The following is a 20605-nucleotide window of genomic DNA, read 5'->3' on the forward strand; positions in this document are numbered from 1 at the left end:
CCCGGCGGATCGGGAACGACCTCAGGAGTTCAGGACGAGTGGTTCGTACCACTCGCGGTTGGCCTCGTACCACTCGACGAACTTCTCGACGCCCTCGCGAATGTCCGTCGTCGGCTCGTAGTCGAACAGTTCGCGGGCCTTCGAGACGTCGGAGTGAGTGTGGCGGGCGTCGGCCTCTTTCGCGTCGTCGAAAACGAGGTCGACGTCGGCGCCGGTCACGTCGATGACGTGCTCGGCGAGTTCCTCGATGGTGATGGTGTCCGTCGAGCCGACGTTGACGTCCTCGCCGTCGGCGGCGTCGGTGTCCAGGAGGGCGAGGTTCGCCGAAACGATGTCCTCGACGTAGGTGAAATCGCGCGTCTGCTGGCCGTCGCCGTAGATGACCGGCGGTTCGCCGTTCAGGCAACGAGAGACGAAGTTCGTGATCGCCATGTTCGGGCGCATCCGGGGGCCGTAGACGGTGAAGTACCGGAGGTTGACGACGGGGAGGTCGAACACGTCGGTCCAGACCTTGCCGTAGTGCTCGGCGGCGAGTTTGGTGACGCCGTAGGGGCTCTTCGGGTAGTTCGGGTGCTCCTCGTCGTAGGGGAGGTAGTCCGGTCGGCCGTAGACCGACGAGGAGGAGGCGTTGATCACGCGCTCGGTGCCGGCCTCGTCGGCAGCCTGGAGGACGTGGAGGAAGCCGGTCGTGTTGATCTCGTGAGGCTTCAGGGGGTTCTCGACGCTCGTGCGGACGCCGGCCTGGGCGGCCTCGTGGTAGACGAAGTCGAACGCGTGTTCGGCGAAGAGGTCCTCGACGAGGGACTGGTCCGTGATCGAGCCGTCGACCCACTCGAAGCGCTCCGGGGCGATTTCGCGGGCGATCTCGAGGTTCCGCTCCTTGATCCCGACGTCGTAGTAGGGATCGAGCGGATCGACCACGACGACCTCGTGGCCCTCCTCGAGGAGCGCGTGCGTGACGTGCGAGCCGATGAACCCCGCTCCGCCGGTGACGAGGACTGTCATTGCGTGGACCTCTCGGCGGAGCGGTTTGGCGATTGTGGTTCGCGCTGCCCGGTCTTCCGCCAGGAGCGGCCCTGCGCCCACGACCGAAAGGAGACGTTACCGCACCGACGATCGAACGCCGGTGTTGCTTAGTACCCGACCCTCGAACCGCGGACCGTGTTCGGAACAAGTGGCGTCCGCGGTCGCTTCGGATCGGACGTGACGGCCGATCTCGCACTCTCGATCGGACGAGCGGTCGCGAGCGACGGCGCGGATCGGATCGTTCTCGGCCGGGATCCGCGGACGACCGGGGACCTCCTCGCCGACGCCGCGGCCGCCGGTGCGAGAGAGTGTGGCGCGGACGTGATCGACCTCGGCCTCGCTGCGACGCCGACGATCGCACGGAGCGTCGGCTGGCAGGACGCCGACGCCGGAATTGCCGTGACGGCCTCGCACAATCCGCCGGAAGACAACGGACTCAAACTCTGGGAGCCCAGCGGCCAGGCGTTCGGAAAGGACCACCGCGAGCAAATCGCGAGGACCGTCCAGAACGGCGAGGCGGGATCAGCAGACTGGGAGGCCGTCGGTAGCAGGACGGCCTGGAACGGTGCCGAGGATCGCCACGTCGCTGCCATCGTGGACGCGATCGCTGCAGAACCGGACAGCGGACTCGCGGACCTCGAGGTTGTGGTCGACGTCGGCAACGGCGCCGGCGGGATCACCGTCCGCGCGCTCCGCGAACTCGGCTGCTCCGTCACGGCGCTGAACGAACGCCCTGATGGGCACTTCCCCAGCCGACCGAGCGAGCCGACCGAGGAGAACCTCGCTGCGCTCGGGTCAGTCGTCGGTGCTGCCGACGCGGACCTCGGCGTCGCCCACGACGGCGACGCGGACCGGATGATGGCCGTCGACGAGACGGGGAGGTTCGTCGGCGGCGACGCGCTCCTCGCGCTGTTCGCGACCGACGCGGTCGAAGGATCCGCCGCAGGCAGTCAGGTCGCAGCACCGGTCAATACCAGCCTCGCCGTCGACGACGCGCTCGCGGGCGTCGGCGCCGATCTCGTCAGGACCCGGGTCGGCGACGTGTTCGTCGCAGAGCGCGCCAGCCAGCCCGACGTGGGCTTCGGCGGCGAGCCCAGCGGTGCCTGGATCTGGCCGGGGGAGACCCTGGCGCCGGACGGTCCGCTCGCCGCCTGTCGACTCGCGAAAATGGTCGCCGACGGCGGCCCGCTCTCCGCGATGGTCGGCGAGATCGAGCAGTACCCGATTCGGCGGGACAGCCGCGAGGTCGCCGAGAAGGCGGCGACGATGGAGCGAATCCGCTCGGCGGCGACCGACGAGTACGCCGACGCAGCCGACAGCGACGTCGAAACGCTCGATGGCGTCAGGGTGACCACCGACGACGGCTGGTTCCTCGTTCGCGCGAGCGGCACGCAGCCGCTGATCCGCGTGACCGCAGAGGCGCGTGAGGCGGGGCGAGCCGACGAGCTGCTCGCGGCGGCCCACGGCCTGCTGGACGACGCGATCGTGGAGTGAGTCCCGTCCCGGCAGTCGTCGGTGCACGATCGCCAGCGACGGAGCCGAACCGTTTTCACCCGACCGCGAAAACGCACGTCCATGGACGCCGTCATCGTCGCCGCGGGCAAGGGAACCCGGATGCGCCCGCTGACAGACACCCGACCGAAGCCGCTCCTCCCCGTCGGCACCACGACGCTCCTCGAACGAGCGATGGCCCAGTGCGCGCCACACGTCGAACGCTACGTGCTCGTCGTCGGCTACCGCGGCGAGCAGATTCGCGAGACGGTCGGCGACGAGTTCGATGGCAAACCGGTCGCGTACGTCGAACAGCGCGAGCGCAAGGGCACCGCCCACGCAGTGGGGCAGGCGGCCGACGTCGTCGACGACCGCTTCCTCGTCCTGAACGGCGATCTCGTGCTCGACGACGCGCTGTTCGAGGCCCTCGCGGCGACCGACGGCCACGCGCTCACCGTGACGACGGTGCCGAATCCGTCGCAGTATGGCGTCGTGGACGTCGACGCTTCGGCGAGCGGCGACGGTGCCCATGCCGACCTCGAAGTCACCGGTATCGTCGAGAAGCCCGAGGATCCGCCCTCCGACCTCGGCAACGTCGGCGTGTACGCCTTCGAGCCGTCGGTGTTCGACGCGATCGATCGGACCTCGCTGAGCCCCCGCGGCGAGTACGAGATCACGGACTCGATCGATCTCCTGCTCGAAGATGACGAGGCGATCGCCGCCGTCGAGTACGACGGCACCTGGCTCGACGTCGGGCGGCCCTGGGAGCTGCTCGACGCGAACGAGTCGGTGCTCGGACAGCTAGATTCCGCGGATGCGGCACTCGATGGGACCGTCGAGGAGGGCGCAACGCTCCACGGCCCGGTCGTGGTGGAGGACGGCGCACGCGTTCGATCCGGCGCCTACGTCGAGGGACCAGTGGTGATCCGATCCGGCGCGGACGTCGGTCCCAATGCGTACGTTCGCGGGGCGAGCGTGATCGGGCCGGACGTCCGGATCGGCAACGGCGTCGAGGTCAAGAACTCCGTGCTCCTCGAGGACGCTCACGCCGCGCACCTCTCCTACGTCGGCGACTCCGTGCTCGGCGCTCACTCGAACTTCGGGGCGGGGACTGTCGTCGCGAACCTCCGCCACGACGACGCCAACGTCCGGATGCGCGTCAAGGGCGAGGCCGTCGATACCGGCCGTCGGAAGCTCGGCGTCGTGCTCGGCGACGAGGTGAAGACCGGGATCGACACCAGCCTGAACGCCGGCGTCGTGCTCGGGACGGGGGCGGCGACGGAACCCGGAGAGACGGTGACCCGGGATCGCGGACGGGAGTAACGAGGCCGAAACCGCCGCGCTGGGAGCGGCAATTCGGTCCTCGACAGGGATCGCGACGCATCGACACACGCGAGTAGCGACGGTGTGTTGAAGTGCGACCCGGCAAAATACGATGCCATGACCGAGGTCACGACGGCGGTGATCCTTGCGGCGGGGGAGGGCCGCCGGCTCGAACCGCTCACGAACCGCCGGCCGAAGCCAATGCTTCCGATCGTCGATCAGCCCCTGCTGGAGTACGTGCTGGAGGCGGTCGTCGACGCGGGGATCGAGCACGTGGTGTTCGTGGTCGGGTACGAGCGCGATCGGATCCAGACCCACTTCGGCGACGGCGACGACTGGGACGTCGAGATCAGCTACGCACTCCAGGAGACGCAACTCGGGACGGGCCACGCCGTAGTGCAGGCCGAATCCCTCGTCGACGGGCCGTTCCTCGTGCTGAATGGCGACCGCATCATCGACACCGAGACCGTGCAGTCGGTCCGATCGGCCTTGCAATCGGGCGACGACGGGCCGGCGATGGCAGTCACGCGCTCCGCCACGCCGTCGGAGTACGGCGTCGTCAACGTGCAGGGCGACCGCGTCGTCGACCTCGTGGAAAAACCACGCGAACCGGCGTCAGATCTCATTAACGCCGGCGTGTACGGGTTCACACAGGCGGTGTTCGAGGCCATTCGCGGAACGCCGACCGACGACGACGGCGAGCAGTCGATCACCGCGACGATCGATCGGCTGCTCGCCGACGGGACGGTGCGGGCAGTCCGCAACGACGGGCTCTGGCTCGACGTGTCACACCTCTGGGACCTCCCGTCGGTCACTGGCCGAATGCTGGATCGAGACGGCGGCGCCGTGGCGGGGTCCGTCGCCGAGAGTGCGACGGTCGCGGACGCGACGCACCTCGCGAGCGGCTCCCGCGTCGGGGCAAACGCCACGATCGGTCGCGGCACGACGCTCGCCGACAACGCGAGCGTCGGTGCGAACGCCGTCGTCGAACGCTCCGTCGTCTTCCCCGACGCGACGGTCGGTCCCGGTGCGGTGCTCCGGGACTGCATCGTCGGCGCAAACGCCACGATTGGAGCGAACGCGACGGTCCCCGGTGGCGAGGCGACGGTGATCGTCGAGGGAACCGTACACGAAGACGTCAGGCTGGGTGGCGTGATCGGCGATAACGCCAGCATCGGCGGCGGTGCCGTCCTCGATCCGGGTGCGATCCTGTACGACGACGCCGAGGTCGCCCCCGGTGCGAGCGCGTCGGGGACCGTCGGCGAGGGCACCGTGATTCGGAGGGGCTAACATGTGTGGAATCGTGGGCTACGTCGGCACTGGCGCCGCCCTTCCGGTTTTGGCAACCGGCCTCTCGAACCTCGAGTATCGCGGCTACGACTCGGCGGGCGTCGCGCTCGCCGACGGCGATCTCGACGTGTACAAGCGCTCGGGTGAGGTCGACGCGCTTCGTGCTGCGCTGCCCGAGTCCGCCCCGCAGCACCGTGGAATCGGCCACACTCGCTGGTCGACCCACGGGCCACCGACGGACGCGAACGCTCACCCACACACCGGCTGCTCGGGCGACGTCGCGGTCGTGCACAACGGAATCATCGAGAACTACGACGCGCTGCGAGCGGAACTCGACGCGGACGGGCACACCTTCACCAGCGAGACCGACACCGAAGTCGTCCCCCACTTGATCGAGGCCGAACTCGAGACAGGGGCGTCGCCCCGCGAGGCGGTCCGCTCCGCCGTCGAACGGCTCGAAGGGAGCTTCGCGATCGTCGTGACGATCGCAGGCGACGACGAACTCTACGCGACGCGCCGGGACAGCCCGCTCGTCGTGGGGCACGGCGACGGCGAACAGTTCCTCGCGAGCGACGTGACTGCCTTCCTCGAACAGACGCGCGAGGTCACGTACCTCGAGGATGGCGACCTCGCGATCCTTGCTGCCGGAGGTGTGACGATCGAGCGCGACGGCGAAACGGCCGATCCCGACCGAGAGACGCTCGACTGGGAGGCCGACGCCGCCGAGAAGGGCGGCTACGAGCACTACATGCTCAAGGAGATCCACGAACAGCCCGCTGCGCTCCGGCAGACGCTCTCCGGGCGGATCGATCCCGACGCCGGAACGGTGGACCTCGACCTCGATCTCCCAGCGGAGTACGTCTCATCGCTCGAGGAGGTCCAGTTCGTGGCGGCGGGGACCTCGAACTACGCTGCGCGGTACGCCGCCGAACTCGTCGAGGAGCTGGCAGACGTGCGCGCAACCGTCGAGATCGCCAGCGAGTACGAGTTCTCCGGGGGCCGGGATCCCTGGCGAACGCTCACGGTCGCGGTGACCCAGAGCGGCGAGACTGCTGACACGCTCTCGGCGATCCGTTCGGCGAGTCGCGCCGGCGCCCGAACCCTCTCCGTGACGAACACGCTCGGCAGCACTGTGACGAGGGAGACCGACGACAGCCTCTTCATCCGCGCTGGCCCCGAGATCGGGGTCGCGGCGACGAAGACCTTCGCCTCGCAGGTCGCGACGATGACGATGCTCTCGGTCGCGCTCGGTCGACAGCGCGGCACGCTCTCCTCCGACCGCGCGAGCGAGGTGCTGTCCTCGCTCCGTGGCGTTCCGGGCGCCGTCCAGCAGGTGCTCGATCGGGCGGACGACGTCGGCGAGGTCGCACGCGAGCACGCCGACGCGGACGCCTTCTTCTTCGTCGGTCGACAGTACGGGTGTCCGGTCGCACTCGAGGGAGCACTGAAGCTCAAGGAAATCTCGTACGATCACGCCGAGGGGTTCGCTGCTGGAGAACTCAAGCACGGCCCGCTCGCGCTGGTAACGCCCGACACCCCGGTTCTCGCGATCATGACCGATGGCTCCCGCCCGGATGCCACGCTCAACAACGTGAAGGAGGTGCAGGCGCGCGGCGCACCAGTCATCGGGGCGTCGTCCCACGAGGGAGCGGATCGATATCTCGACGTCGAGTGGCCGGTGCCCGACGTCGGCGTCCTCGAACCGCTCGTCGCCAACGTCTACTGGCAGCTCTTCGCGTACTACGTGGCGGAGTCCAAGGATCGGTCGATCGACAAGCCGCGGAACCTGGCGAAGAGCGTTACCGTCGAGTAGCCGACGTTCGGCACGCTGTTCTCGAACGGTCAGTCGTCGGCCGTGCGCTGCTCGGAGAGGTGTTCCCAGACTTCCACGCAGCCACAGCCGTCCTCGACGTCGTCGACGTGTGAGACGTCACAGGCGGCGTCGTCGCTGACCTCGCTGGAGTTACTCATTGTCTGAGTCACTCATCTTTGCCATCCGTAATAAGTCCTGTGGGAAGGCCCCTATGGTGAGGGGTTTCGAGGCGCTGGACGTCGGGGCGCTCCACATTTTACCGACGGTGACGGGAGGAGAGACGGGGAACCGAACCGTTGAAACGCCTGTAGGGAGTTCGCTCGCGGTAGATGAACCGCGACCGGATCCGCCGGGAGATCCAGGCGAATCCCTGGCTCACCGGCGTGCTGGTTCTGGCCGCCGTTCTCCTGTACTTCGGCATCTGGCGGATCGCGCCCTACCAGATGATCCCCGACGAGGTCGCGGCGACGACCCAGCCGCTGACGATCGCCCGGGAGCCCTACGGGATGACGGAGTTCAAGAAGGGCGGGAACCTCCACATCTGGCTGCTCGCGCTCGCCTACGTCGTCGTCATGCTGCCCGTCGGCGCCTACTGGTTCGCGACCGGGCAGATCCAGGCCGTGCTCGACGAGGCCAATCGCGTCTCGCAGTACACCGACGGCGGCCAGTGGGCCGAGGCGAACCAGCAGCTCCTCGAGACCTACCACCTGCTCGTGCGGACGGGGCGTCTCGTCTCCGCGACTGCGGGGCTGCTGACGGTGCTGGGCGTCGCCCTCCTCGCCCGCAGGCTCGGCGGGAAACCGGCTGGCGTCATCGCCGGGACGACGCTGTCGGTGAGTCTCGGCTTCGTGCTCACGGCGAAGTACGCCACCGAGGACGTCGTCGTCGCGTGCTTCGCCGTCTGGACGTTCCTGCTGCTCGTCTGGCACCACGACACCGGCGAGGACCGTTACCTGCTCTACGGCGCCGCCGCGACGGGCCTCGCCATCTCGACGAAGGCCACCGCGGGCGTGCTCGTGTTCGTCGTCGCGATCCTCGCCTTCCGCCGGTACGAGCCTGCCGAACTCCTCTCAGCCGACGCGATCCGCGATCTCGTCCGCTACCCCGTGGCGGCGATCGCGACGTACGTGGCGACGACACCGTCGTTGCTCGTCCACCCCGGCCGCTACGTCGACGAGATCGCGCGTTACTTCACGGTGAAATCCGGCGGCGCAACCTTCTACGCCGCCAACGAGCCGGGGTGGATCGCCCACCTCGGCCACCTCGTCACCGCACTCGGCGTGCCGCTGCTCGCCCTGGTGATCCTCGCGACGATTGGCGTGGCGGTGCTCGCCGTGACGGATCGGGTGAGCCGATTCACCCTCTACCCCCTGGGTTTCGCGGTCGCGTTCTTCCTGGTCGACTCGTTCACCTCCAGTACGCAGTACAACCGGATCCTGTTGATCGTCCCGCTGCTCGCAGTGTTCGTCGGACTGGTCGGCGCCTGGGCGATCGACGCCGAGCGACCCCGCGAGTTCCACACGGTCGCCCGCGCAGCCCTCGCGATCGTCCTCCTGCTCTCGCTGTTCTACACCGCCAGCGGCGCGATGGTCTGGAGCACGTCCCGCGGTGAGGCCACCGAATGGCTCGACGGGAACCTGGAAGACGGGGCGGAGGTCACCGTCCTCACGAAGCCGGTGTACCTGCCCGCCTTCCCCGAGACTGTGAACGTCACCCGCGCGTCCGTCGACCCGCTCTACGACAGGCACACCGACGCCCGGAAGGAGCGCGTCCTCGAGCGGGTGCGCTGTCACGAGACGGACTACCTCGTGCTCTCGAGTTTCCACTACGAGCGCTACGTCGAGGACCCGGTGATCTCGCCGAACCGCACGGCCTTCTTCGACTCGCTGCTCGCGGGCGAGGAAGGCTACCGGGTCGTCGCGGAGTTCGGCCCGTCCGATCCGAACCTCCAGCGCGACGCCGAGGCGAACTTCGAGCGCGCGCTTCGGCTGGAGCCGCCCTCGCGGAACACCAACAACCCGCGGATTATCGTGATGGAGCCGACGGTGCCGGAAGGTGAGGGCGCGAACTGCGGAGACTGATGCCGCGAGCTTCCTCGGACTGCAGGCGAACGTCCGAGCGGTATCGCGATACTGAGACCACTCTCCACCTGGCGGACTGAAAGGGCGAGGCCCGTCTCGCCCACGCTCAGCCGGCCCTATCCGAATGAGCGAAGCGAATGAGGATATCTGGCTGAGCGTGGGCGTGCGGGTCGAGGGCTTTCGAGGCAGTTGCTGCGCTGCGAGGTCCTCCGCGACGTCGACACGTGCTTACTTGTACCCGAGATCCTCGAGCAAGCCGTCGATCTCCAGCCGTTCGCCCTCGGTGAGTTCCCGGTCGGGGAACCGAGCGCGATACTGCTCGATGGCGTCCTCGTCGTCGATCGGGTACAGCTCCAGGGGATCCTCCTCCAGGTCGTAGAACTCCGGCGACCAGTCGCGGTCCGGATAGACCACGAGCTTCTTGCCGTCGGCACGCAGCCCGCGGGCCCAACTCTCCCGTTTGAGGAGCGAGGCACCGCAGGCACGCATGTAGGCGTCGCGATCCGTGACGCGCTCGGGCGACAGCAGCGATTCGCCGTCGATCGACTCGGTGCCTTCCTCAGTAGCCGATCGATCGTCGCCGTCGAGCAGGTCGAGCAGCGTCGGAAAAACGTCGACCTGCCGGACCTGCGCGTCGACCTCGGCCTCGGGAATCCCCGGCCCCGACAGTACGAAAGGCACGTTCGCGACGGGGTCGGCGACGTTCTCGCCGTGGCGGTCGTCGAGGAAGCGATCCGGAACGGAACGCGGCCACCGCTCCGCGACGAACCGGTCGATCCGGCGCTCGATCGGGCGGGTGTCGAGGCCGAGGTAGTACCGCAGGCCGGTGCGAGCGTACTTCCCGAGCTTGTGAACGGGATTGTGGATCCAGGTAATGGCCTCGCCGTGGTCGCCGTGCAGCGCGATCACCGTATCATCCGGCAGTCGGTCGCAGACGCGCTCCAGCGATCGGTCCAGCGCCGACAGCGTGCGGGCGTAGGGCGTCTCGCCGTACTGCGGGTCGTCGAAGTCGGGCGGGACCTCGATCGGCTTGTGGATGGCCCACAGGTGGAGGTAGCAGAAGAACGGATCGTCAGCGTCGGACTCGGCGAGGGACTCGATCGCATCGGCGGCTTCGGCCTCCCACTCTTCGGTCAGCTTCTCGGTCCGATCGCGGTAGTGATACTCGTCGAAGCCGCGATCGAGCCCGGTGTCCTCGACGAGGGGGCCGGTGACCATCGCGGTCGTCTCGTAGCCCGCCTCCGAGAATCGCTCGGCGAGGGTGTCGACGTCCTCGCGAAGGCGGCCCTCGTCCAGCGAGTGGATGCCGTTGCCCTCGGAGTAGCGACCGGTCATGAAGCTCGCGACCGCGGGGGTGGTCGTGGTCGCAGTCGCGAACGTCGACGGGTAGCTGGCACCGCGCTCGACGAGCGAATCGATGAAAGGGGTGTCCGCGTGGTCGGTGCCCACGAAGTCCGAGCGGAGGCAGTCGACGCAGACGAAGAGGACGTTCGGACGCTCAGCTGGCGGATCCTCGGATCCGCCGTTGCTCATCTCCTCACCCGGCATCCTTGTAGCCGAGTTCCTGCAGGCGCTGCTCGACCGATTCGTCCACGTCGGCGCGGCCGACCGACGCTTCCTCGCCGCCCTCCTCGAAGGAGACGTCCGCGTCCGCGGCGATCAGCGTCGACTCCCGATCGCGGATCGCGACGGTCGCATCCTCGTGCCACGGGGCGACCGTCACGGCCTTTTCGGTGCCAGACTCCCGGAGGTCGTGCCCCGGCCACTCCGCGGGGGGTTCGACGCCGGCGGCGCTCGCGAGCGTCGGCCCGACGTCGAGCAGGCTCGCCCGATCCGCGGCGACGTCGACCCCGTCGATCGCCAGCGGGACCTGGACGATCGGATCCGGGACGCGCCGGCGGTACCCCTGGTGGTAGTAGTAGCCCTCCTCGCCGAGTTCGTCGCCGTGGTCTGAGGTGAACGCGAAGATCGGATCCTCGGCGTCGATCTCCTCGTAGAGGCGCTCGACGCGCTCGTCGGTTTGGGCGAGGGCGTCGCGGTACGTGTCGACGAGTTCCTCGTGCTCGGCGTCGGTCAACTCGGGATCGGGGAGGAGCGAGTCGCGGCCGCTCGCTTCGGCCTTCCGATCGAGTTCGGTCGGGAGCGCATCGTCGCCGCGGCCGTAGGGGCGGTGGCTCTCCATCAGGTGGACCCAGAGGAAGCGCGGGCCCTCGGCGTCGTTGAAGTGCTCGATTGCGTGGTCGACCACGTCGTCGTCCGGCGGGAGGCCGGAGAGGACCGCCTCCATCGGGAAGAGACGGTGGTAGACCGCCCGGACGACCTCGAACTGGCCGAGGTACTCACGCAGGGAACTCCGGCGGTTCTCGACGGCGTTCCCGCCGCCGTCCATGAAGTTCTCGTAGTGGTCGAAGCCTGCGTCGAAGTCGAACGCGGGGTCAGCCTGCGCGCTGGCAGCGACGCCGAGGCAGGTGTACCCCGCGTCGTCGAAGACCTCCGCGATCGTCGGCGAGACGGCCTTGGACTGGATCGAACCAGTGAGGCGCGCGGAGTGAAGCCCGCCGAGACTCGGCCGGGTGTAGTGGCCGGCGGTGATGCCGAGCATCGGATCCAGCGAGTCGACGAACGCCATCTCTTCCGCGAAATCGTAGCGGACGGAGTCGGCCGTGACGAGGACGACGTCTCTCATGGCCGAGACCCTCCGGCACTTCGCTGTCCGGCGACCCCCAGCGCGTCGGGCGACCGCCGGCGTAGATGTGCTCCCGTCATGTCGATGATCGTTGCGGGCGTCGGCGGGTCGGTGCCGACCGTCCCGCATCCGTCGGCTACCCGAGCCTGTGCGTGCGGGTAGTATCAGGGTTGTGATAGCGCGTCGAGTATCACGGCCGGGTGTCGGCATTTCCGAACGGCGGAGAGGCGACGACAGCCGATTGCCGAACGACGATTACGAGTTCCGGAACGACCAGTATGAGTTACCGAACGACCGTCACGAGGATCGTCCGCGTGAGCCCGAGGGCGTACCCGAGCTTCGGCTTCTTCGTCTCGCCGGCGTCGCGACTACGGATCGTGACGGGGACCTCCTCGATACGGAGCCCGTTCTTGCGGGCCTCGATGATGAGCTCCGGGGCGCTGAAGCGCTCCTCGGTCAGCGTGAGTTCGTCGAGCCGGGAGCCCCGGATCGCACGATAGCCGTTCGTACAGTCCGTCACGTCGGCCTTCGAGACGAGATTGATGAACCAGGTGAACGCGCGGATGCCGAACCGGCGCGTCGGGCTGTTACCCGAGTCGTCCTCGCCGAGATACCGGGAGCCGAGGACGTAGTCCGCGCGGTCCTCGAGGATCGGCTCGATCAGGGACTCGAGGTCGGCGGCGCGGTGCTGGCCGTCGGCGTCCATCGTCACGACGACGTCGGCGCCGTGTTGCTGGGCGATCGCGAACCCGGTCTTGAGCGCGCCGCCCTGCCCCTGGTTGATCGGGTGTTCGGTGACGATCGCGTCGGCGTCGGCCGCCGCGGCGCGCGTGTCGTCTTTGGATCCGTCCGAGACGACGATCGCCTCGACGCGGTGGCCCAGCACGCGCCCGGGCAGCGACTCGACGACGCCGCGGACGCTCTCGGCCTCGTTGTAGGCTGGGATGACGACGCCGACGGTCGGCTCGTCGTGCGCCCGACCGTCGACGTTCCGGATCGCGAGCTGTCGGGTGAGTTCGCTGATCGACAGCTGGTTGTTCCGGATCATCGCCAGCGCGTAGAGCAACAGGAACGCGAAGGCGACGTTCGCCAGCAGGGAGACGACGAGCGATCGGCGCTCGACGTTGAGGACGCCACCGATCGCGCCGAAGATGCCAGGGAGCACGCCGACGGTGAGCAGCCCCAGCGAGATCGCGGTCGCGACTGCCAGCTCCGTGCGCGAGAAGTTCGTCCGGTAGCGCTCGAACCCCCACGCGAAGACGAGCACTGCGACGGCGACGAGGAAGAGCTGCAGGACGGTGTTGCTCAGCCCGGGCAGGCCGATCGCGAGCGACGAGGGCGTCACTGTAATCACCTCGAAATCCGAATGGCTGGCGAGTTAGTCATTTCGGAAGCTAACTGCGAGAGAGTGGGGAGCCGATGGCGAGCGGCAGCCCAGCGCCGCACGCCGCGTCAACAGACCCAAGTACTCGTCAACGAACCCTTCTGGGTAGACGATGACGCGAGGTCGGGCGGCGCTCACGGTCGACCTGGAGACCTTCGAGCAGCTACCGGCCTACCGCGACGCGAACGGAACGACCGATCGGACCGACGTCGGCCTCGAGGTGCTCGACGACCTCCTCGCACTGCTCGACCGCCACGGCGCCACCTGCACGTTCTTCACGGTGGCCAGCATCGCCGAGGACCATTCCGACCTGATCGCCGAGATTGCCGACCGCGGTCACGAAATTGCCTCGCACACCCGCTCGCACCGGCATCTGCCCGACCTCGCTCCCGACGAGCGCCGGGAAGAGATCACCGAGTCCCGTTCCATCCTCGAACACGCGGCCGGCACCGACGTCTCGGGCTTCCGGGCGCCCTCTTTTCAGCGAACCGACGATTCCCTCGAACTGCTCGCCGACGCGGGCTACGAGTACGACTCGAGTGTCGTCGCCGCTCGCTCGATCGGGTGGTACGGCGGCGGGCCGAAGCTCCACGACCCCTGTCCCGCGACGGCCGTCGATCCGGACGCCCCGGCCGACCTCCGCGAACTCCCCGTCTCGGTGATGCCCGGGCTCCGATTGCCGCTCACCGGCGCCTGGCTCCGCCTGTTCGGGATCCACTACGCGCTCGCCGGCATGATGCTGCAGGCCCGGCAGGGGCGCGCGCCCGTGCTGTACGTCCATCCCTGGGAACTGGCGGACCTGCCCGACGTCGAGGGCGTCCCGCGGCGGGTGACGGTCCGGACCGGCGACTGGACGTGGCGAGCGCTCGAGCGGATCCTGCAACAGGACGTCGAGTTCGTCACGGCTCGAACGCTCGCGATGGACGGCGCGGCAAGCGAGTCGCCACCCCAACCCAACGACGTGGAGGGTCGATCGTGAACCGGAAGCGCCTGGTGACGGCGGCGAAATTCCTGGTCGGCGTCGCGCTGCTCGGGTGGGTCCTCTCGAGCGTCGACTGGGGCACCCTCCAGGACGACCTCGCTCGCCTCGACGCGTGGGTGCTGCTCGCCGTCCTCGCCGTCACCGCGCTCGAGTTCGGGACGCGGTTCGCGATGTGGCACGCCCTCCTGCGGAGCGTCGGCCGGCGCTCGACGCGGACCGTCGCCGAGGTCGATCTCAGCATCAAGTTCATCAATCACGTCGTGCCCTCGAAGGCCGCCGGCCACGCCGTCGCCCCGCTCGTCCTCCGGCACTTCGCGGATCTTGAGTGGAGCGACGCCGTCGGGATCGCGGGCTCGAACACCGCGCTCTACAGCCTGATATACGGACTCACGGCGATCGTCGGGCTCGCGGTCTTCGCACTCGATCTGCCGCTCTGGCTGCTCGTCGGGATCGCCGCATCGACGGGGCTCTATCTCCTCGCCGCAGTCGCGATCTGGGGGACCGGGTTCGGTGCCGGCAGGCGGTACGGCCAGCGGCTCCTCGCGATCGGCGCATCGGTGCCGCTCGTCGGTTCGGTCGTCGCTCGCGCGGCCGGCGCGCTCCCCGCGATCGCCGGCCCGGCGCGCGAGACGTTCCAGGTCACCGTCACGAACCCCCGGGGCATCGTCGAGTACGCGCTCGCGATGGCGGGCACGATCGCAGTCTTCCCCGCGATCAGGGTCGGGCTCCTGCTCGCAGCCTTCGGCGAGCCGTTCGAGCCCGTCGTCCTCCTGCCGATCGCGCTCGTCACCGCCTACAGCCTGACGATCATGCCGATCACGCCCGGCGGCGTCGGCGTCGCGGAGTTCTCCGCGCTCTACGTGTTCGTCGCGCTCGGCGTGCCCGAGACGGCGATCGTCTCGGCGATCGTGATCGACCGCTTCCTCGGCGTCTACCTCCCGGCGTTCATCGGCTGGCTCCCGATGATGAACGTGGACTTCGGGAGTCTGGTGCGCGGCGAGCCGGCAGGCGGGGAAGGGTCGTAGCTCGGGCGAGGGACCACCGTGCTGATGCTGGCGTTACATTCCACGATTATCAGCACCCGAGGGATCCACGTTCCAGTAGCGGCTTCTCGAACCACGCTCCTGGCGGACTGAAAGGGCGAGGCCGGCTCCGGGAAGCCCGACGAAGTAAGGACCGGAGGGAGCGGAGCGACCGAGGACCGCAACGAGTCGCGCGAGTCACGCGAGCGAAGCGAGTGTGACGTCGTCGGAGCTTGCTCCGACGGAAGCGGAGCCGGCCGAGGGCTTTCGGCGTCCTTGCAAGCGCTGATGCGGCTCCGATCTCGGGTGCTGATCAATTCGGAAGCGAAACGGTATTTCGGCGGGACCCGAAACCGGCAGGCAATGACCAAGACGATCGTCGTCGGGCTCGACGGGGCGAGCTGGGACCTCCTCGATCCCTGGATCGAGGCTGGCCACCTCCCCACGATCGAGCGGCTCCGCGAGGAGGGGAGCTGGGCGACGAACCGCAGCTGTTACCCGCCGGTGACCTTCCCGAACTGGAAGGTGTACGCGTCGGGGAAGAATCCCGGCCAGTTCGGCGTGTTCTGGTTCGAGCGCGTGGACCTCGCGAACGGCACGATCGACGTGATGGAGGGCGCGGACTTCGACACCGCGGAGCTGTGGGACTACCTCAACGACGAAGGCCACTCGACCGGCGTCGTGAACATGCCCTCGACCTACCCGCCCCGCGAGGTCGACGGGGTGATGATCGCCGGCGGGCCCGACGCCGTCGAGGGCGAGTATCGCTCGATCGACTCGGGGTACACGTACCCGCCGGAACTCGCCGAGGAACTCCACGAGCGCTTCGACTACGACGTTCACCCCGATCCGCTCCTCTCTTCGAACGAGGAAACCGGCGCGGAGGTCGACGAGATCCTGCGTCTGCTCGACCTGCGCTTCGACGTGGCGATCGACGCGTTGCAGGAGCGCGACCTCGACTTCGTCCACGTCACACTCTTTTACCTCAACGTCATCCACCACTTCTTCTGGGACGCCGAGCCAAGCCTGCGGGCCTGGCAGCTCGTCGACGAGCGCCTCGCGGAGATCGACGCGATGGAGGGCGTCAACCTCGTGATCACCTCCGATCACGGCAGCATGGAGACCGAGGCAGAGTTCTACATCAACGAGTGGCTCGCCGAGAACGGCTACCTCACGAAGGCCCGCTCCGCGGAGTACTACTTCCAGCGCCTGGGCCTGACCCGCGAGCGAGCCCTGGCACTCGCGAAGCGTGCCGGGGCAGTCGACCTGCTCGCGAAGGTCGTCCCCGAGCGCATCCAGCGGATGGTGCCCCAGGAGGCCGGCGCGAAGCGCGGGCGGAAGCTGGAGGCGATCGACCTCGCCGAGACCGCGGCCGTCGCGAGCAGCCAGGGGCCGATCTACCTGAATCCTGACGTCGCGACGGAAGAGACCCGCGAACAGTTGATCGAGGACCTCCGCGCCGTCACGGACGACCAGGGCGAGCCGTACTTCCCCGCGGTGTACCGCGGCGAGGAGGTCTATTCGGGCGAGTACGTCGAGGACGGCCCGGACGTCGTCGTGGAGCAGCGACCCGGAATCCACGTCAACGACGGGCTCGGCGGCGGTGAGGTCGTGACGGAGCCGGATCGCTGGGCCGCAGAGAACACGATGACCGGCATCTTCCTCGCGACGGGGCCGGACTTCGAGCCGCGGGGCCACATGGACGAGATCGACATGGTCGACGTCGCGCCGACGCTGCTGGCGACCTACGACGTCGCGATCCCGACCGACGTCGACGGCGAGGTGTTGGACATCTTCTCAGAGCCGCGCGATCCCGGCACGCGCGAGCCGATCGATCTCGACGACGATCGTGGGAGCGAGGCGGGCGACGTGGAGGACCGGCTGAAGCAGCTCGGCTACATGGAGTGAGGTTGAACGGAGGGGATGGTCGCATACCAGACCGTTCACAGCTCGCCGTTTCGACCTCGAAAGCCCTCGGCGCGCTCGCGGCCGCTGCGCGACATATCCTCGCTCGCTCTGCTCGCTCGGATAGGGGTCACGCAGCGGCCGCCAGACGCGCCTCGCCCTTTCAGTCCGCCAGGAGGAGCGGTCGGTTGGGAGACTGGTTCCGTGGGCTGGCAGCGGAGCGCCGCCGTCGCCAGCCAGGTTTGCTGTCCTGTGCCAGAGGGTCGAATTGCTTCGGGGTGGACTGATCGGATAGGTCGATTCGTAGCGGATGCTCCCCCGAGAGTCCGCCAACCGGGTGAGAAGATTTATGCCCCGAGGTTAGTAACTCACGAGCTGAGTAACCATGTCTGTCATCGTAACCGGTGCGGACGGCTACCTCGGGTGGCCAACCGCCCTCCGGATCGCGGATCGTACCGACGAACGCGTCGTCCTCGTGGACAACGGCGGCCGCCGCGAGTGGGTCGAGTCCGTCGGCTCGACGAGCGCGGTACCCATCGCCTCGATGGAAGACCGCCTCGCGGCCGCGGAGGAGGAACTCGGCCTCGCGAACCTCTCGTACGTCGAGGCGGACCTGACCGATCGCGCCGCGATCGACCAGCTCCTCTCGGTCCACGAGCCGGATACGATCGTCCACGCCGCGGCCCAGCCCTCCGCGCCGTACTCCCAGATCAACGGCGAGCGGGCGAACTTCACGCAGCACAACAACATGCAGGCCACGCGGAACCTCGTCTGGGGGCTCGAGGAGGCCGGCATGACGGACACGCACCTCATCGAGACCACGACCACCGGCGTCTACGGCGCGCCGGAGTTCCCGATCCCCGAAGGCGGCGCCGTCATGGAGAACGATGGCGATCGCGACGACGTGCCCTTCCCCGCGATGGCGGGCAGCTGGTACCACCTCACGAAGTCCCACGACGCGGCGAACCTCCGGCTCGCCCACGACCAGTTCGGGATTCCGATCTCGGACGTCCGGACCGCGATCACGTACGGCACGGGCACCGAGGAGACCGAGGCCCACCCCGACCTCGCGACGCGCTTCGACTTCGACTACTACTTCGGCGTCGTCGCCCACCGCTTCTGCGCCCAGGCCGTCGCCGGCTACCCGATGACCGTCTACGGCAAGGGCGAGCAGCGCAAGCCCTTCATCGCCCTGGAGGACGCCGTCGAGGGGCTCGCGCGGCTCGCGGTCGGCGCGGACGCCGACGACGATCCCGCCGAGCGGCCCGACGACCACGTCGTCTACAACCAGGTCACCCGCGCGATCAGCATCGTCGAGGTCGCCCAGACGATCGCCGACGTCTCCGGGGAGTTCGACCTCGACGTCGCCGTCGAGCACTTCGAGAACCCCCGCGACGAGGACGAGACGCACAAGATGGAGATCGAGAACGACCGCTACGCCGACCTGATCGGCGGGCAGTCGACGGACTACGAGGAAGGCGTCCGGCAGATCCTCGGCGACCTCGTCGAGTACCAGGACACCGTCGCGGCGCACGAGGACCGGTTCCTGCCGGGCGTGCTGACCGACGATGAGTGACGGGGTGGCGGGGGTCGACGCCGACGGGGGCGTGGGCGCCGGCCAGCGCGTCCTCGTGACCGGCGGCTGTGGCTACATCGGGAGCGCGCTCGTGCCACAGCTCCTCGACGACGACCGGGTTGCCGACGTCGTCGTGCTCGATTCGCTCGCCTCCGGGTCGCCCGCGAACCTCGCGGGATCGGTCGGCGAGGGGCTCGAGTTCCGGCGCGGCGACGTGCGCGAGTATGGCGACGTCGAGAGCGCCACGCGCGGTGCGGACGCGGTGATCCACCTCGCGGCGATCACCGGCGCGGCGTCGACGCACGATCGGCGCGAGGAGACGTTCGCGGTGAACCGCGACGGCACCGAGAACGTCCTCACCGCCGCGGGGAAGTTCGACGTCGAGAGCGTCGTGGTTGCATCGTCGTGCAACAACTACGGCCGCGTCGCGAGCACGGACATCGACGAAACCGCCGAGCAGAACCCGCTGAACCCCTACGCGGAGTCGAAGGTCGCGTCGGAGGAGCTGCTCGCCGACGCCATCAACGAGCACGGCTTCGACGGCACGGCACTCCGGATGAGCACCGTCTACGGCTGGGCGCCGGGGATCCGGTTCAACCTCGTCGTGAACCACTTCGTGTTCCGCGGACTGACCGGGCGGCCGCTGACGGTCTACGGCGACGGCTCGAACTGGCGGCCGTTCGTCCACGTCGAGGACGCCGCACGGGCCTACGCGGAGGCCGCGCTCAATCCCGACACCTGGTCGCAGCAGGTCTACAACGTCGGCCGGAACGACCAGAACTACCGGATCGAGACCGTGGCAGGGGTCGTTCGCGAGGAACTCGATCGAAGCCTCGACGTCACCTACCTCGAGGAGGAACATCCGGGTCCGTCCTACCACGTGAACTTCGATCGGCTCGCCGAGACCGGCTACGAGCCCGAGTGGACGCTCCGGGAGGGCGTTCGCGACGTCGCCGCGCACCTCGAAGGGTCCGAGGCCGAGGAGGTGGTGGCGTGACGGCGACGCCCACCGCCGACGACCACGACGTCGGCGACACGCCGACCGTCGCGGTGACCGGCGCCGGCGGCTACATCGGTAGCCGGGTCCTCCAGATCTTCCAGCGCGAGCATCCCGAGTGGGAGCTCACGGCGATCGACAACGGCTACCGCTCGCAGGTCTGGTCGGTCGGCGACGTCGACATCGATCACGTCGACATCCGGGACCGGGGGCGGCTCGAAGACGCACTCTCGGGGGCGGACGTCGTCGTCCACCTCGCGGCGGTCAGCGGCGTCGACGACTGCGACGAGAACGCCGACCTCGCCTACGAGGTCAACGTCACCGGAACGAGCAACGTCGCGTGGTTCTGCCGCAAGACCGGCGCGGCGATGGCGTTCCCGTTCTCGATGGCGGTACTCGGCGATCCGGAGACGTTCCCGATCACGGCCGACCTGCCGCGGGACCCCATGAACTGGTACGGCCGGACGAAGGCGATCAGCGAGGGCGACATTCAGGCTTTCGCCGACGGTGCCTTCCCCGCGCACCTGTTCATGAAGTCCAACCTCTACGGCGATCATCTCGTCGACGACACGGTCGTCTCGAAGCCCACCGTGATCAACTTCTTCGTCGACCGGGCGCTCTCCGGCGAGACGCTGACGGTGTACGAGCCGGGCACGCAGTCCCGGAACTTCGTCCACGTCAAGGACGTCGCGAGGGTCTACCTCCACAGCACGGAGCGGTTGCTCGAACGGCTCGCCGATGGGGAGACCGGCGCCGAGACCTTCGAGGTCGCCAGCGACGAGGACCCCTCGGTGATGTCGGTCGCGGAGCAGGTCCAGTCGATCGCAGCCGAGGAGACCGGCACCGAACCACCGGTCGAACTCGTCGAGAACCCCCGCTCCGCGGAGACGATGGTCGAGGACTTCGCGGTGGATACCTCGCGGATTCGCGAGGAATTGGGCTGGGAGGCTCGCCACGACGTGGCCGAGTCGGTCCGCGAACTGCTCGCTCGGGAGGAGCATTGATAGGCCTCCCCGCGTGAGCCTGGTG

General features: G+C 68.4%; 16 protein-coding genes. 11 read left to right on the plus strand and 5 right to left on the minus strand.

Going from position 1 to position 20605, the window contains the following annotated elements:
* Positions 1-21: 21 nt before the first annotated feature.
* Entirely contained in the window at positions 22-1005 is a 984-nt protein-coding gene (locus L593_RS04815; RefSeq protein WP_020445812.1) for a GDP-mannose 4,6-dehydratase, read from the minus strand.
* Positions 1006-1161: 156 nt separating this feature from the next.
* Here L593_RS04815 and glmM point away from each other — a divergent pair, with 156 nt between their 5' ends.
* The 4 genes from glmM to glmS all read left to right on the plus strand — a co-directional run bounded on the left by glmM (position 1162) and on the right by glmS (position 6943).
* Positions 1162-2520 carry a phosphoglucosamine mutase gene (gene glmM, locus L593_RS04820; RefSeq protein ID WP_020445813.1) on the plus strand — a complete coding sequence of 453 codons (1359 nt, stop codon included), beginning with the start codon at positions 1162-1164 and terminating at the stop codon, positions 2518-2520.
* An 81-nt stretch (positions 2521-2601) separates the two neighbouring features.
* A complete protein-coding gene (glmU, locus tag L593_RS04825; protein WP_020445814.1) occupies positions 2602-3840 on the plus strand; it encodes a bifunctional sugar-1-phosphate nucleotidylyltransferase/acetyltransferase in 1239 nt (412 codons plus the stop codon).
* Between the two features lie 117 nt (positions 3841-3957).
* Positions 3958-5130, plus strand: coding sequence for a sugar phosphate nucleotidyltransferase (locus L593_RS04830; protein ID WP_020445815.1), 1173 nt, complete (start codon positions 3958-3960; stop codon positions 5128-5130).
* Position 5131: 1 nt separating this feature from the next.
* Positions 5132-6943 carry a glutamine--fructose-6-phosphate transaminase (isomerizing) gene (glmS, locus tag L593_RS04835; RefSeq protein ID WP_020445816.1) on the plus strand — a complete coding sequence of 604 codons (1812 nt, stop codon included), beginning with the start codon at positions 5132-5134 and terminating at the stop codon, positions 6941-6943.
* A gap of 29 nt (positions 6944-6972) precedes the next feature.
* Here the strand turns inward: glmS and L593_RS16390 are convergent, their stop codons facing one another.
* Positions 6973-7101: a hypothetical protein gene (locus L593_RS16390; protein ID WP_020445817.1), complete on the minus strand. Its 129-nt coding sequence runs from the start codon at positions 7099-7101 to the stop codon at positions 6973-6975.
* Between the two features lie 171 nt (positions 7102-7272).
* Here L593_RS16390 and L593_RS04840 point away from each other — a divergent pair, with 171 nt between their 5' ends.
* On the plus strand, positions 7273-9024 hold the full coding sequence (locus L593_RS04840; RefSeq protein ID WP_020445818.1) for a glycosyltransferase family 39 protein: 1752 nt from the start codon (positions 7273-7275) through the stop codon (positions 9022-9024).
* Between the two features lie 228 nt (positions 9025-9252).
* Here L593_RS04840 and L593_RS04845 read toward each other — a convergent pair whose 3' ends face one another.
* The 3 genes from L593_RS04845 to L593_RS04855 form a co-directional block, all read right to left on the minus strand.
* A complete protein-coding gene (locus L593_RS04845) occupies positions 9253-10557 on the minus strand; it encodes a sulfatase-like hydrolase/transferase (protein ID WP_049894307.1) in 1305 nt (434 codons plus the stop codon).
* A 4-nt stretch (positions 10558-10561) separates the two neighbouring features.
* On the minus strand, positions 10562-11710 hold the full coding sequence (locus L593_RS04850) for a sulfatase-like hydrolase/transferase (RefSeq protein ID WP_020445820.1): 1149 nt from the start codon (positions 11708-11710) through the stop codon (positions 10562-10564).
* A gap of 283 nt (positions 11711-11993) precedes the next feature.
* Positions 11994-13055, minus strand: a complete 1062-nt coding sequence (locus L593_RS04855) for a DUF2304 family protein (RefSeq protein WP_020445821.1) — start codon at positions 13053-13055, stop codon at positions 11994-11996.
* Between the two features lie 151 nt (positions 13056-13206).
* On the opposite strand from L593_RS04855, the gene L593_RS15880 reads away from it, so the two are divergent.
* The 6 genes from L593_RS15880 (at position 13207) to L593_RS04885 (ending at position 20580) form a co-directional block, all read left to right on the plus strand.
* Positions 13207-14073, plus strand: a complete 867-nt coding sequence (locus L593_RS15880) for a polysaccharide deacetylase family protein (RefSeq protein ID WP_020445822.1) — start codon at positions 13207-13209, stop codon at positions 14071-14073.
* Positions 14070-15101 carry a lysylphosphatidylglycerol synthase transmembrane domain-containing protein gene (locus L593_RS15885; protein ID WP_020445823.1) on the plus strand — a complete coding sequence of 344 codons (1032 nt, stop codon included), beginning with the start codon at positions 14070-14072 and terminating at the stop codon, positions 15099-15101. Before L593_RS15880 ends, L593_RS15885 begins: the two co-directional genes overlap by 4 nt.
* A 360-nt stretch (positions 15102-15461) precedes the next feature.
* Positions 15462-17006 carry an alkaline phosphatase family protein gene (locus L593_RS04870; protein ID WP_020445824.1) on the plus strand — a complete coding sequence of 515 codons (1545 nt, stop codon included), beginning with the start codon at positions 15462-15464 and terminating at the stop codon, positions 17004-17006.
* Between the two features lie 382 nt (positions 17007-17388).
* A complete protein-coding gene (locus tag L593_RS04875; protein ID WP_020445825.1) occupies positions 17389-18579 on the plus strand; it encodes an NAD-dependent epimerase/dehydratase family protein in 1191 nt (396 codons plus the stop codon).
* The gene (locus L593_RS04880) at positions 18572-19576 is read left to right on the plus strand and encodes an NAD(P)-dependent oxidoreductase (RefSeq protein ID WP_049893860.1); all 1005 of its coding nucleotides are present in this window, start codon (positions 18572-18574) and stop codon (positions 19574-19576) included. The genes L593_RS04875 and L593_RS04880 overlap by 8 nt, the downstream gene beginning before the upstream one ends.
* Entirely contained in the window at positions 19573-20580 is a 1008-nt protein-coding gene (locus tag L593_RS04885) for an NAD(P)-dependent oxidoreductase (RefSeq protein ID WP_020445827.1), read from the plus strand. The genes L593_RS04880 and L593_RS04885 overlap by 4 nt, the downstream gene beginning before the upstream one ends.
* Positions 20581-20605: the final 25 nt, after the last annotated feature.

The organism is Salinarchaeum sp. Harcht-Bsk1 (genome assembly GCF_000403645.1).
Lineage (GTDB): Archaea > Halobacteriota > Halobacteria > Halobacteriales > Salinarchaeaceae > Salinarchaeum.